This is a genomic window from Streptomyces sp. NBC_00224, from assembly GCF_041435195.1.
In the GTDB taxonomy this organism is placed as follows: domain Bacteria; phylum Actinomycetota; class Actinomycetes; order Streptomycetales; family Streptomycetaceae; genus Streptomyces.
In genome coordinates this window covers 2118425-2131137 of sequence record NZ_CP108106.1, presented here as the reverse complement: position 1 = coordinate 2131137, position 12713 = coordinate 2118425, and the positions used below count along the sequence as shown (strand labels likewise).

At 74.2% G+C, this 12713-nt stretch carries 11 protein-coding genes; 5 read left to right on the top strand and 6 right to left on the bottom strand.

Going from position 1 to position 12713, the window contains the following annotated elements; all coding sequences use genetic code 11:
* Nucleotides 1-56: 56 nt before the first annotated feature.
* Nucleotides 57-821 carry a glycerophosphodiester phosphodiesterase gene (locus OG965_RS09460; RefSeq protein ID WP_371651098.1) on the bottom strand — a complete coding sequence of 255 codons (765 nt, stop codon included), beginning with the start codon at nt 819-821 and terminating at the stop codon, nt 57-59.
* Nucleotides 818-1531, bottom strand: coding sequence for a YitT family protein (locus OG965_RS09455; RefSeq protein WP_371651097.1), 714 nt, complete (start codon nt 1529-1531; stop codon nt 818-820). Before OG965_RS09455 ends, OG965_RS09460 begins: the two co-directional genes overlap by 4 nt.
* Nucleotides 1532-1595: 64 nt before the next feature.
* On the opposite strand from OG965_RS09455, the gene OG965_RS09450 reads away from it, so the two are divergent.
* Nucleotides 1596-3092, top strand: a complete 1497-nt coding sequence (locus tag OG965_RS09450) for a PLP-dependent aminotransferase family protein (RefSeq protein WP_371651096.1) — start codon at nt 1596-1598, stop codon at nt 3090-3092.
* 10 nt (nt 3093-3102) lie between these two features.
* Here OG965_RS09450 and OG965_RS09445 read toward each other — a convergent pair whose 3' ends face one another.
* Nucleotides 3103-4656, bottom strand: coding sequence for a hypothetical protein (locus tag OG965_RS09445; RefSeq protein ID WP_371651094.1), 1554 nt, complete (start codon nt 4654-4656; stop codon nt 3103-3105).
* A 37-nt stretch (nt 4657-4693) separates the two neighbouring features.
* On the bottom strand, nt 4694-4888 hold the full coding sequence (locus OG965_RS09440) for a hypothetical protein (protein ID WP_067155558.1): 195 nt from the start codon (nt 4886-4888) through the stop codon (nt 4694-4696).
* A gap of 322 nt (nt 4889-5210) precedes the next feature.
* On the opposite strand from OG965_RS09440, the gene OG965_RS09435 reads away from it, so the two are divergent.
* From OG965_RS09435 to OG965_RS09420, 4 genes are all read left to right on the top strand, one after another.
* A complete protein-coding gene (locus tag OG965_RS09435) occupies nt 5211-5603 on the top strand; it encodes an ankyrin repeat domain-containing protein (protein ID WP_371651093.1) in 393 nt (130 codons plus the stop codon).
* A 256-nt stretch (nt 5604-5859) separates the two neighbouring features.
* Nucleotides 5860-7278, top strand: coding sequence for a HEAT repeat domain-containing protein (locus OG965_RS09430; RefSeq protein WP_371651091.1), 1419 nt, complete (start codon nt 5860-5862; stop codon nt 7276-7278).
* 32 nt (nt 7279-7310) lie between these two features.
* Nucleotides 7311-7637 carry a hypothetical protein gene (locus OG965_RS09425; RefSeq protein WP_371651089.1) on the top strand — a complete coding sequence of 109 codons (327 nt, stop codon included), beginning with the start codon at nt 7311-7313 and terminating at the stop codon, nt 7635-7637.
* The gene (locus tag OG965_RS09420) at nt 7634-11209 is read left to right on the top strand and encodes a hydantoinase B/oxoprolinase family protein (RefSeq protein WP_371651087.1); all 3576 of its coding nucleotides are present in this window, start codon (nt 7634-7636) and stop codon (nt 11207-11209) included. Before OG965_RS09425 ends, OG965_RS09420 begins: the two co-directional genes overlap by 4 nt.
* On the opposite strand, the gene OG965_RS09415 is transcribed toward OG965_RS09420, so the two are convergent.
* Both OG965_RS09415 and pxpB read right to left on the bottom strand, forming a co-directional pair.
* Nucleotides 11197-12096, bottom strand: coding sequence for a biotin-dependent carboxyltransferase family protein (locus OG965_RS09415; protein WP_371651086.1), 900 nt, complete (start codon nt 12094-12096; stop codon nt 11197-11199). The genes OG965_RS09420 and OG965_RS09415 overlap by 13 nt on opposite strands.
* On the bottom strand, nt 12093-12713 hold the full coding sequence (gene pxpB / locus OG965_RS09410; RefSeq protein ID WP_371656895.1) for a 5-oxoprolinase subunit PxpB: 621 nt from the start codon (nt 12711-12713) through the stop codon (nt 12093-12095). Before pxpB ends, OG965_RS09415 begins: the two co-directional genes overlap by 4 nt.

The window sequence follows — 12713 nt, the reverse complement described above, 5'->3', positions numbered from 1 at the left end:
CTCGGCGGTCAAACCCCGCGCCCTCTCGTTCGTTCCACGGGCGCGCGCGGGGTGTTTCAGAACCCGGTTCCCCGGTCGGTCAGTACCTTGCGCAGCGTCTCCAGATGATCGGTCATGATGCCATCCACGCCGAGGTCCAGGAGTTTCGTCATCCGATCGGGATCATTGATTGTCCACACGTGTACCTGCAGGCCCAGGGCGTGCGCGGTCTCCACGAAGCGCCGGTCCACCACCCGGATGCCGCTCTGGGTCTCGGGTACCTGCGCGCACACCGCGCCCCGGCGCAGCGGCACGGGGACGCCGAGCGAGCGCAGCCTCAGGGCGGCGACGCCGCGCACCCCGTACGAGGTGGCCAGGCGCGGGCCCGCCAGTTTCGCGGCCCGGGCCACCCGGCTCTCCGAGAACGAGCCCACGCACACCCGGTCCCACGAACCGGTCCGGCGGATCAGTTCCACGAGCGGGCCGAGCGCGGACTCGGCCTTGAGGTCGACGTTCCAGCGGGCCTCGGGGAACGCCTCCAGGAGCTCCTCGAAGAGCGGCAGCGGCTCGCGGCCCGCCACCCGGGCCTGCGACACCTCGGCCCACGGCAGATCGGCGATCCGCCCCACGGCGTCGGTGACCCGGTCCAGGGTGGAGTCGTGGAAGGCGACGAGACGGCCGTCCACGGTGGTGTGCACATCGGTCTCGAAGTACCGGAAACCGGCCGCCGCGGCCCGGCCGAAGGCGGCCGCGGTGTTCTCGATGCCGTCGGCCGCCCCGCCGCGGTGGGCGAAGGCGATCGGCGTCGGGTGGTCCAGATAGGGGTGGCGTACGCGAGTCACCCGCGCAGTATCGCCTGTGCCGGTGTCGCACCGGTGACGGGCTCGGCGACGGCGGGCGCGGGCTCCGGGGCGGTCGTCCGCTCCGGCCCGGGGACGGCGAAGACGCGCAGGAAGAACTGGGCGAGCGGGCCGATGGCGAGGGCGTAGGCGACCGTACCGACGCCCAGCGAGCCGCCGAGCAGGAACCCGGTCACCACGACCGCCACCTCCAGTGAGGTGCGCACCAGCCGGATGGAGCGGCCGGTGAGCCGGTGCAGCCCGGTCATCAGACCGTCGCGCGGGCCGGGCCCGAACCGCGCCGAGATGTACAGGCCGGTCGCCACACCGTTGAGCAGGATCCCGCCGACCAGCAGGGGGATCTGGGCGGCGAGCCCGTGCACGTCCGGCACCAGGGCGAGCGTGGAGTCCATCGCGATGCCGATGGCGAAGACGTTGGAGACCGTGCCCAGGCCCGGGCGCTGCCGGATCGGGATCCACAGCAGCAGTACGAGCGCGCCCACGATGATCGAGACGACGCCGATGGTCAGCCCGGTGCGCTCGGCGATCCCCTGGTGCAGCACGCCCCACGGTTCGAGCCCGAGCCCGCTGCGCACGAGCAGCCCGGAGCTCACGCCGTACAGCGTCAGGCCGACGTAGAGCTGGAGCAGCCTGCGGGTGAGGTGCGTGGACACGTCAGTGCCCCCCTGTCTGGTGGTAGTGGACCGATGCATGACACTCTGTGGCTGGGAAACCCATCCCAACCATGGCCAATTCGGGGAAGGTGGACTGACTTCCATGGCGCAGTGGACCTCGGCGGTCGGGCCGGCACAGCTCGCCCGTCAGCTCAACGCACAGCAGCAGCCCCGCCCGGCGGGCACCCGCAAGCCGCCCGCCTACCGGGCCCTCGCCGACGGGATCCGCCTCCTCGTCCTCGAAGGACGGGTGCCGGTGGCCGCCCGCCTCCCCGCCGAGCGGGAGCTGGCCCTGGCGCTCTCGGTCAGCCGCACCACGGTCGCCGCCGCCTACGAGGCGCTGCGCGGCGAGGGCTTCCTGGAGTCCCGCCGGGGCGCGGGCAGCTGGACGGCCGTGCCGGCGGGCAACCCGCTGCCCGCGCGCGGCCTGGAGCCGCTGCCGCCGGAGTCGCTGGGCTCCATGATCGACCTGGGGTGCGCGGCGCTGCCCGCGCCCGAGCCCTGGCTGACGCGTTCGGTCCAGGGCGCCCTGGAGGAGCTGCCGCCGTACGCGCACACCCACGGCGACTACCCGGCCGGGCTGCCCGCGCTGCGCCAGATGCTCGCCGAGCGGTACACGGCGCGCGGCATCCCCACCATGCCCGAGCAGATCATGGTCACCACCGGCGCGATGGGCGCCATCGACGCCATCTGCCACCTCTTCGCCGGGCGCGGCGAGCGGATCGCGGTGGAGTCGCCCTCGTACGCCAACATCCTCCAGCTGATGCGCGAGGCCGGGGCCCGGCTGGTGCCGGTCGCCATGGCCGAGGGGCTGACCGGCTGGGACATGCCCCTGTGGCGGCAGGTGCTGCGCGACTCCGCGCCCCGGCTCGCCTATGTGGTCGCCGACTTCCACAACCCGACGGGCGCGCTGGCCGACGAGGACCAGCGCCGCGCCCTGGTGGACGCGGCCCGCTCGGCCGGGACCGTGCTCGTCGTCGACGAGACCATGTCCGAGCTCTGGCTGGACGAGGGCATCGACATGCCGCGCCCCGTCTGCGCCTTCGACCCGGCGGGCGCGACCGTGCTCACGGTGGGCTCGGCGAGCAAGGCGTTCTGGGCGGGCATGCGCATCGGCTGGGTGCGCGCCGCCCCCGACGTCATCCGCTCCCTCGTCGCCGCCCGCGCCTACGCCGACCTCGGCACCCCTGTCCTGGAACAGCTCGCCGTCAACTGGCTGATGGCCACGGGCGGTTGGGAGCAGGCGGTCGACCTGCGCCGCGCCCAGGCGCGCGAGAACCGTGACGCACTGGTGGCGGCGGTCCGCCGGGAGCTGCCGGAGTGGGAGTTCGACGTGCCGGTGGGCGGGCTCACGCTCTGGGTGCGCACCGGGGGAGTCTCCGGCTCGCGGCTGGCGGAGGTGGGCGAACGGGTCGGCGTACGGGTGCCCTCCGGCCCCCGGTTCGGCGTGGACGGCGCCTTCGAGGGGTACGTACGGCTGCCGTTCACGGTCAGTGGCCCGGTCGCGGACGAGGCGGCGGCCCGGCTCGCCGCGGCGGCCCGCTTGGTGGAGAAGGGCGCGAGCAACGGGGGCGAGTCGCCGCGTACGTTCGTGGCGTGACGGTCGCCCGTCAGCCCTCCGCCGGCACCGCCTGCTGGCGGGGCGCCGCCTCCACCGGGAGGTCGCGCTCCGGGAGCAGGTCCAGGACCGCCTGGCGGTGCTGCTCGCTGGTCGCGTCGTCGTACGGGTCCGGCGTCGCCGGGACCTGGAGGCGCAGGACGGGCCCGGTGCCCAGGCGGGCGTAGCCGCGACCGGGCGGGACCGCCGTGGTCGGGGTGGTGTGCGGCGGGACGCCGAGGACCCACTCGGCGAGCGCCGGGGTGGCGGGGCCGAGCACCACGCGCGCGCGGGTGTGCGTGCGTACCGGCTCGGTCAGCGCCTCCAGGCTGTCGAACTGCTCGGCGACCACCACGGTCACCCCGGCCGCCCGGCCGTGCCGCAGCGGGGTCTGGAGCAGCTGCTGCGGGTCGGGCCGCCCGTCGGCGGCGGCCAGGTGCCCGAAGACGCTCGGCCGGTCGAGCAGGATCCACAGTGGCCGCTTGATGTCGTCCGGGGCCGGGTGGCCTCCCTGGCGAGCGCGGTTGGCGGCGATGAGCCGGCGCTCGGTCTCGTGCGCGGCCCACTCCAGGGTGGCCAGCGCCCCGGCGAGGCCGCACTCGACGGCGAGCACGCCCCGGCGCCCGGTCAGACACGCGTACTCACCGGTGCCGCTGCCCTCGACCACGAGCACGTCGCCGTGCTGGAGCACCTGAAGGGCGATGGAGCGCAGCAGGGTCGTGGTGCCGCTGCCGGGCTCGCCCACCGCCAGCAGGTGCGGCTCGGTGGAGCGCGGGCCGGTGCGCCAGACGACCGGCGGCGCGTCGCGGACGTCGTCGCCCTCGGTGACCGGCACGGTCCGCTGCACCGCGTCGGCGTCGGTGAAGCCGAGCACGGTCTCACCGGGGCCGGCGACGAACCGCTGGGCGGCGATCGAGGTGGAGAGCGCGTCGAGGACGCGCATGACGAGCTGGTTGCCCTCCTCGTCCCACTCGAACCGGTACTCCCGGCCGCGCCCGGACTTGGTGTGCAGCAGCTGTTCGATACGGGCGCGCGCCTCGGGCTCGCCGTCCGTGAAGTACGCGGGGTAGCGGATGAGGAGCCGGGTGACGCGGCCCGCGTCGTCGAACTCGTACTCACTGAAGGCGTTGGCCCACTCCCCGCCGTGGGCGAAGAGCGGGCTGGGGTCCTCCGCCACCGAGAAGTACGGCACCAGCGCCTCGTAGAGCGCCTGGAGGCGGCCGGTCTCGGCCTCGTCGGGTCCGGTCTTGACGGGAGTGCGCTCGCGGCCCTTCCAGGCGGCCGCGGCCATCACCGTGATCAGGGCGAGCAGCGGCCCGTACGGGATGAGCGCGACCACCAGGACCACGGCCGCCACCAGGAACAGCGCGGGACCACGCCGTTCCCTGGGCGTGGCGGCCCACTTGCCGCGCAGGGCGGCGGCGATCAGCCGCAGGCCGCGGCTGATCGTGATGAGCGGATGGAGGACGTCGGTGGCGCTGTCGGCGGCCGTGCGCGCGATCTCGCGGCTGCGGGCGATCGGAACGCTCGTGCTGCTCAGAATGCGGGGGAGTGGTCGCCGGGCCACGTCGGTCTCCTGAGGGGGTGGTCGGGACTGCGGGAGGTCAGAACTTGATCCCGCCCAGCAGGCTGGCCAGGCTCTGGCCGCCGGCCTTGATGCTCGGGGCGATCGCGGTGCCCGCGAGGTAGAAGCCGAAGAGGGCACAGACCATGGCGTGCGACGCCTTCAGACCGTCTTTCCGGAAGAAGAGGAAGACGATGATTCCGAGCAGGACGACGCCTGAGATGGACAGGATCATGAGAAGTTCTCCTGGTTGATGGGGACAGTCACCATGAGTTCTTCCAGGATCACAGGAAGTATCTATGTGATAAAAGCTGCAATCGGGTGAAATTCTCTGATTTTCACTGGAGTGGCGGATACGGAACCGGGTCGCGGGCGGGACACTGTGCGGCCGCGGGGCCGGATGCCGTCACTCGCGGTGAGATGTGCCCCGGGCGGGCCGAACCATGTCGCCCGACGGGCAGTACCCTGTCGATTCACTCGTACGGCCCCGGTGCCGTACGAGCCCAGGTCACAGGCGTTCCGAGGAGCGCCGTACGCAGCGAAAGGCGGTCCGTGCGATGAGCGATGACCTCGATCCCGAGGTGGTCGAGCTGGCGACCAGGATCTTCGATCTGGCGCGCCGGGGAGACGCGGAGGCGCTCGCCGCGTACGTCGACGCCGGGGTCTCGCCGGACCTCACCAATGACAAGGGCCACACGCTCGTCATGCTCGCCGCCTATCACGGGCACGCGGAGGCGGTCTCCGTGCTCCTCGCGCGCGGTGCGGACGCCGACCGCGCCAACGACCGCGGCCAGACCCCGCTCGCGGGTGCGGTCTTCAAGGGCGAGGACGCGGTCGTCAAGGCCCTGCTCGCAGGCGGAGCCGATCCTTCCGCCGGAACGCCGTCCGCGCTCGACACCGCACGGATGTTCGGCAAGACGGAACTGCTCGCACTCTTCGGCGACCGCTGAGGTTTGCACCGGGTGCCCCCTGCGTACCTGGTGAGAGGGGCTCGTAAATGTGGTCGCGGTGGCGAAATGCCTGGGTCATCATGACGACGAGCCCCTTCATCAGGGGCAGGGTCCATACATCGGGGGCCACACGACTGGAGGCAGGAAGATGACTCACAGCAAGAAGACGGCGGACGGCCGAACATGTTGGCGCGCGGCCTACTAGGGCACGGCACGAATCCCGGTTGCGTCAACAGCTTGATGTGAGGCTACTTCCATGTTTGATCCGGTCATAGCGCCGAGCGGTACGCTGCTCGGCCTGCTGCAGCGGGGCCGCGGCGACGGCACCCTGCACGCGCTCGCCGCCCCGCGCCCAGAAGCCCTGGCGGCCCTGAACCACTGTGTACTGGGCGACCCCCGCCACGACTGGCAGGTGGAGAACCGCTCCCTGTACTACGCGCGCCTCTACCTGGATCTCGACGGCGGACTCGACGAGATCGAGGCCCATCTCTTCAGCGCCGAGGACGTCCTTGACAGCGACGAGCACCGCACCGGTCTCGCGCTCGCGGTCCTCGGCCACCTCGCCTCCTACGGCAGGGACGACGCGCTGCTGCTGCTGCGGCGGTACGCCGTGCGCGGCGCCAACTGGGGCTGGGCCCTGGACGAGCTCGCCCTGCGTGACGACGACGCGGGCCTGCGCGGCCTCGCCGACCCCGTCCTCGCCCGGTTCCCCGGCACCCCCGAGGGCGACGCCGAACTGGCCGCCACCGTCCGGGACGCCTTCGAGCCACGGCCCTGGCGGCTGTGGGCCGAGGACACCCGGGACGCGGTCGGCGCACGGGTGCGCGCCGCCCAGGAAGCCGGGTCCTTCGACCGCTGGCAGCGCCAGATGCGACCGTCCGGGCCCCGTCCCGGCTGGAGCGTCCAAGCCGTCTTCGACTGGGCCCAGGAGGGCCTGGAGCGCGGCGCCGACCTCACCCTTCCCGCCGCCCGCTGCCTGGGCGCGGTGGCCGGGCCCGACGATCGCGACCTGATCGTCGAGGCCGCGCGCGCCGGCTCGGACGGCGCCCGTTGCGCCGCCCTGCACTACCTCACCGAGTCACGCGACCCCCGCGTGCTCGACCTCATCGAGGCCGCCGTCGGCGGCGGCTCACACACCGTGGCCGAGGCCGCCGTCCACGCCTTCGAGCGGATGTGCGGGCCCGAGGCCGTCGACCGGGCGCGCGGCTGGGTGCACCGGCCCGACGCGCTCGGCGCCGCCGCCGCGGGCGTCCTCGCCTGCCGGGGCGAAGCCGACGACGCCCAGCTGGTCCTCGGCGCACTGCGCGAGTGCGTGCGCTCCGAGGGGCCCGACGCGACCCTGCTGCGCCCCCTCGTCGACGGGGCCGGACGGCTCGGCATCGCCTGCGCCGCCCCCGTACTGAGGCACCTCTACCGGGAGACCGCCTCCTCCGAGCTGCGCGGCCGCACCGCCCGCGCGCTCGCCGCCACCGACCCCTCCTTCCCCACCGGTTTCGCCGTCGAGTGCCTGTGGGACTGCGAGGAGACCACCCGCGAAGTGGCCGCGCAGCATGCCGAGCTCGTCGACGCGCGCGTGGCGGAGCGGCTGCGGCGCCTGGCCGACGACCCGGCCGAGGAGGCCGAGGTACAGAGCGCCATCCACAACCGGATGGGCCCGGACGCCGCCGCGATATGAGCCGCTAGGGCCTACGGGCGCTGTCCGACTGGATGGCGGCCCGCTGCCAGAGCCTGCTCGCCGAGCCCAGCCTCGGGCCGGGCGCACCACCCTCGTACGAGCCGGACCGGCCGCCGCGCGGCCGGTCCGCCGTGCTGCTGTGGCCGGCGACGGCCGGGACCGCCCGGGTGGCGCGGCGCTCCACGGACCTGCTGCCCCAGCTGCCCGGCCTCGCCGGGGCGGTGCGGCGCGGGGCGGGGCCACGCCGCGCGCGGCACCGCCCCCACCTCGGTCCGTGCGCCGCAGAGGCGCTCTCCCCAGCGCTCGCGACCGTCAGCGCGCCCCCCGGCCCGGGCCGCCTTGCCAGAATGGAGGGATGACAGGGCGCTGGGAGTTCTGGATCGACCGTGGCGGCACCTTCACCGACGTGGTGGGCAGACGGCCCGACGGGCGCCTGGTCAGCCGCAAGCTCCTCTCCCACGACCCGGAGCGCCACCGCGACGCCGCGGTCGCCGGGATCCGGCTGCTGCTCGGCCTCGGGCCCGACGAGCCGGTCCCGGCCGACCGGATCTCGGTCGTCAAGATGGGCACCACCGTCGCCACCAACGCCCTCCTGGAGCGGCGCGGCGAGCCCACCGTCCTGGTCGTCACCGAGGGCTTCCGGGACGCGCTGCGGATCGCGTACCAGAACCGGCCGCGGCTGTTCGACCGGCACATCGTGCTGCCGGACGCGGTGTACGCGCGGGTCGTCGAGGTGGCCGAGCGGGTCGACGCGCACGGCGCCACCGTCCGCCCGCTCGACCTCGCGGGCGTCACCGAGGGGCTGCGGGCCGCCCACGCGGAGGGACTGCGCAGCGCCGCCGTCGTCCTGATGCACGGCTACCGCTACCCGGACCACGAGCTGGCCGTCGCCGAGGCCGCCCGCTCGCTCGGCTTCACCCAGGTCAGCTGCTCGCACGAGGTGAGCCCGCTCATCAAGCTGGTGCCGCGCGGCGACACCACGGTGGTGGACGCCTACCTCTCGCCGATCCTGCGCCGATACGTCGACGAGGTCGCCAAGGAACTCGACGGCGTACGGCTGATGTTCATGCAGTCCAACGGTGGCCTGCGGGAGGCCGCGCACTTCCGGGGCAAGGACGCGGTGCTCTCCGGACCCGCCGGCGGAGTGGTCGGCATGGCCCGCACCTCCGGACAGGCCGGCTACGCGCGCGTGATCGGCTTCGACATGGGCGGCACCTCGACCGACGTCTCGCACTACGCGGGCGCCTTCGAGCGGGACTTCGCCACCCAGGTCGCCGGGGTGCGGATGCGCGCCCCCATGATGAACATCCACACCGTGGCGGCGGGCGGCGGCTCGGTGCTCCACTTCGACGGACAGCGCTACCGGGTCGGCCCCGACTCGGCGGGCGCGGTCCCGGGCCCGGCCTGCTACCGGCGCGGCGGCCCGCTCACCGTCACCGATGCCAATGTGATGCTCGGCCGGATCCAGCCCGCCCACTTCCCGGCGGTGTTCGGCCCCGGCGGCGAACTGCCGCTGGACGCCGAGGTGGTACGGGAGGGGTTCGCCGCCCTGGCCGAGCGGACCGGCGGCGGCCGCACCCCCGAGGAGGTCGCCGCCGGATTCCTGGAGATCGCCGTGCTCAACATGGCGAACGCGGTCAAGAAGATCTCCGTGCAGCGCGGCCACGACGTCACCCGCTACGCCCTGACCAGCTTCGGCGGCGCGGGCGGCCAGCACGCCTGCGCGGTCGCGGACGCGCTCGGCATCGACACCGTCGTCGTACCGCCGCTGGCCGGAGTCCTCTCCGCCTACGGCATCGGCCTCGCCGACGCGACCGCGATGCGCGAGCGGTCCGTCGAGGCCGAGCTGGACGGGGACTCCGTCGGGCGGGTGCGCGAGCTGTGCGACGAACTCGCGGCACGCACCCGTGCCGAACTGCGCGCCGACAGCATCCCGGACGGAGCGATCACCACCCACGCGCGCGTACTGCTCCGCTACGCCGGTACGGACGCGAGCCTGCCGTTGGCCCTGGACACGGCGGACGCCATGAAGGAGGCGTTCGAGCGCGAACACCGCGCGCGGTACGCCTTCACCATGGACAAGCCGCTGGTCATGGAGGCGGTGTCGGTGGAGGCCGTCGGCGCCGCCGGGCCGCACGGCGTCCCCGAGGTCGAGGAGTACGCGCGCGAGGGTGCGAGCGGACCCTGTGCCACCGTGGGCATGTTCGTGGCGGGCGGGCGCCGGGACGTCCCGCTGTACCGGCGCGCCGCCCTGCGGCCGGGCGACACGGTGGCCGGGCCCGCGATCGTCGCCGAGGCCGACGCCACCACCGTGGTGGACGACGGCTGGCAGGCCGCCGCCGGTGACCTGGGGCATCTGCTGCTCACCCGGGTGCGCCCCCGCCCCGGCCGCACCGCCGTCGGCACGGATGTCGACCCGGTGATGCTGGAGGTCTTCAACAACCTCTTCATGGCGATCGCCGAGCAGATGGGCGTACGCCTGGAGAACACCGCCCACTCCGTCAACATCAAGGAACGCCTCGACTTCTCCTGCGCGCTCTTCGACGCCGAGGGCAACCTGATCGCCAACGCCCCGCACATCCCGGTGCACTTGGGCTCGATGGGCGAGTCCATCAAGGAGGTGCTGCACCGCAACGCGGGCGCCATGCGGCCCGGTGACGTCTACGCCGTCAACGACCCGTACCACGGCGGCACCCATCTGCCCGACATCACCGTGGTGACCCCGGTGTTCGACGGCGAGGAGCTGCGGTTCCTGGTCGCCTCGCGCGGCCACCACGCCGAGATCGGCGGCATCACCCCGGGCTCGATGCCCGCCTTCAGCCGCACCATCGAGGAGGAGGGCGTCCTCTTCGACAACTGGCTCCTCGTCCGGGACGGACGGCTGCGCGAGGCGGAGACGCGGGCGCTGTTGACCGGTGCCGTTCACCCCTCGCGCGACCCCGACACCAACCTCGCCGACCTGCGCGCCCAGATCGCCGCCAACGAGAAGGGCATCGCCGAACTGCGGCGCATGACCGACGAGTTCGGGCTCGACGTCGTCCAGGCGTACATGGGACATGTGCAGGCCAACGCCGAGGAGTCCGTGCGGCGGATCGTGGCGGGGCTGAGCGACGGCTCGTACACGTACGAGACCGACGGCGGCGCCGTCATCCGGGTCGCCGTCACCGTGGACCGCGACAGCCGCAGCGCCGTAGTGGACTTCGCCGGCACCTCGCCGCAGCAGCCCGGCAACTTCAACGCGCCCCGGTCGGTGGTGATGGCGGCCGTCCTGTACGTCTTCCGGACGCTGGTGGACGACGACATCCCGCTCAACAGCGGCTGTCTCAAGCCGCTGGAGGTACGGGTGCCGCCCGGCTCGATGCTGGCGCCCGAGCACCCGGCCGCGACCGTCGCCGGAAACGTCGAGACCTCGCAGGCCGTCACCGGCGCGCTCTACGCGGCCCTCGGGATCCAGGCCGAGGGCTCGGGCACGATGAACAACGTGACCTTCGGCAACGACCGGGTGCAGTACTACGAGACGGTGGCCAGTGGCTCGGGCGCGGGCGACGGCTTCGACGGCGCGGACGCCGTGCAGACCCACATGACCAACTCGCGCCTCACCGACCCCGAGGTGCTGGAGTGGCGCTATCCGGTGCGCGTGGACGCCTTCGCGGTACGGGAGGGCAGCGGCGGGCGGGGCCGGTGGACGGGCGGATGCGGGGTCGAGCGCCGGATCCGCTTCCTGGAGCCGATGACCGTCGCCCTGCTGACCGGCCACCGGCGCGTCCCGCCGTACGGCATGGCGGGCGGCGCGCCCGGCGGGCTCGGCGCGAACCTGGTGGAGCGTGCGGACGGCCGCAGCGAGGCGTTGGGCGGCGTGGACACGGTCGAGGTGGGCCCCGGGGACGTCCTGGTCGTCCGCACGCCCGGAGGCGGCGGCTACGGCTCCTGACGCCTCCGTACGGATGCGGGGCCCCGTCGCAGGGGCACGAACCGCAGCGGGGTGCCGGGCACGGCCTGCGCGGCGGCGGCCAGATCCGCCCCGGCCACCACGCCCACCACCGGATAGCCGCCGGTGGTCGGATGGTCGGCCAGGAACACCACCGGGCGCCCGTCCGGCGGCACTTGGACCGCGCCCCACACCATGCCCTCGCTGGGCAGCTCGCCGTGGACCGCCCGTTCGAGCGCCGGGCCCTCGGTGCGCAGGCCGATGCGGTTGCTCGCGGCGGAGACCCGGTAGCCGCCGGTGGCGAGGGCGACGAAAGCGTTCTCCGTGAACCAGTCGGCGCGCGGCCCCGGCAGCATGCGCAGCACCAACTCCCGCGGCGGCCCCGGCGCGGGTGCCGCGTCCACGCGCGCGTAGTGCTCGGCCGGATGCCCCAGGGGCAGTACGGCGCCGTCCGCGAGCGGCGCCGGGCCGAGCCCCGACAGCAGATCGGTGGAGCGGCTGCCGAGGACCGGCTCGACCGCGATCCCCCCGGCGAACGCCACATAGGAGCGCACCCCGCGCACGGCGGCGCCGACCTCCAGGACGGCCCCCGCGGGCACCCGCACCGGCGCGCCCCACGCCGCGGGGCGCCCGTCGACGGCCACCGGGCAGGGCGCTCCCGTCACCGCGACCGTGACGGCCCGGCGCGGGCGCACCGCGCACCCGTTCAGAGTCGTCTCCAGGACGGCGGCGCCCGGCCGGTTCCCCACCAGCCGGTTGGCGAGGCGGCTCGCGGGCAGGTCGAGCGCTCCCGAGCGCGGCACACCGAGGTGGGCGTGGCCATGGCGCCCCTCGTCCTGGACGGAGGTGAGCGCGCCGGCCCGCACCACGCAGAAGGCCCGGTCCGTCATGCCCCGCCCCGGGGGACGAAGCGCACCCGGGTGCCCGGTGCGAGGAGTGCGGCGGGCTCCCGGTCCGGGTCCCACAGCACGGCGTCCGTGCTGCCGACGAGCTGCCAGCCGCCCGGCGACGAGCGCGGATAGACGCCGGTGTACGGGCCCGCCAGGGCGACCGACCCGGCGGGGACCGAGGTCCTCGGGGTGGCCCGGCGGGGCACCCCGTACCGCTCGGGCAGCCCGGTCAGATAGCCGAAGCCGGGCGCGAACCCGCAGAAGGCCACCCGGAATTCGGCCGCGCAGTGGATCCGTACCGCCGCCTCGGGCGAGACGCCCCACACCGTCGCGACCTCGGCCAGATCGGGGCCGTCGTAGCGGACCGGGATCTCCACCGCCGCGCCCGTGTCCGCGCGCGGCGGCGCGACCTCCCAGCCGGGCAGCAGCGCGGCAAGGCGCGCCGGATCGTCCAGACCGTCGAGCAGGACCGTACGGGCCGCCGGGACGATCTCCCGTACGGGCGGCAGGCTTCCGGCGGCGCGGCGGCGCAGCAGCTCGGCGTGGAGGGCCTCGGCGTCCTCGCCGCTGTCCAGCTCGACGAGGAGCGCGCGGTCGCCGACCGGCAGCGTCCGCAT

Bases quoted from the DNA above. Each gene is read 5' to 3' on its own strand.
- OG965_RS09450 (WP_371651096.1), top strand. From the start codon at position 1,596: ATGGCGCAGTGGACCTCGGCGGTCGGGCCGGCACAGCTCGCCCGTCAG.
- OG965_RS09420 (WP_371651087.1), top strand. From the start codon at position 7,634: ATGACAGGGCGCTGGGAGTTCTGGATCGACCGTGGCGGCACCTTCACC.
- OG965_RS09440 (WP_067155558.1), bottom strand. From the start codon at position 4,888: ATGATCCTGTCCATCTCAGGCGTCGTCCTGCTCGGAATCATCGTCTTC.
- OG965_RS09430 (WP_371651091.1), top strand. From the start codon at position 5,860: ATGTTTGATCCGGTCATAGCGCCGAGCGGTACGCTGCTCGGCCTGCTG.
- OG965_RS09435 (WP_371651093.1), top strand. From the start codon at position 5,211: ATGAGCGATGACCTCGATCCCGAGGTGGTCGAGCTGGCGACCAGGATC.
- OG965_RS09455 (WP_371651097.1), bottom strand. From the start codon at position 1,531: ATGCATCGGTCCACTACCACCAGACAGGGGGGCACTGACGTGTCCACG.
- OG965_RS09415 (WP_371651086.1), bottom strand. From the start codon at position 12,096: ATGACGGACCGGGCCTTCTGCGTGGTGCGGGCCGGCGCGCTCACCTCC.
- pxpB (WP_371656895.1), bottom strand. From the start codon at position 12,713: ATGCGGACGCTGCCGGTCGGCGACCGCGCGCTCCTCGTCGAGCTGGAC.
- OG965_RS09425 (WP_371651089.1), top strand. From the start codon at position 7,311: ATGGCGGCCCGCTGCCAGAGCCTGCTCGCCGAGCCCAGCCTCGGGCCG.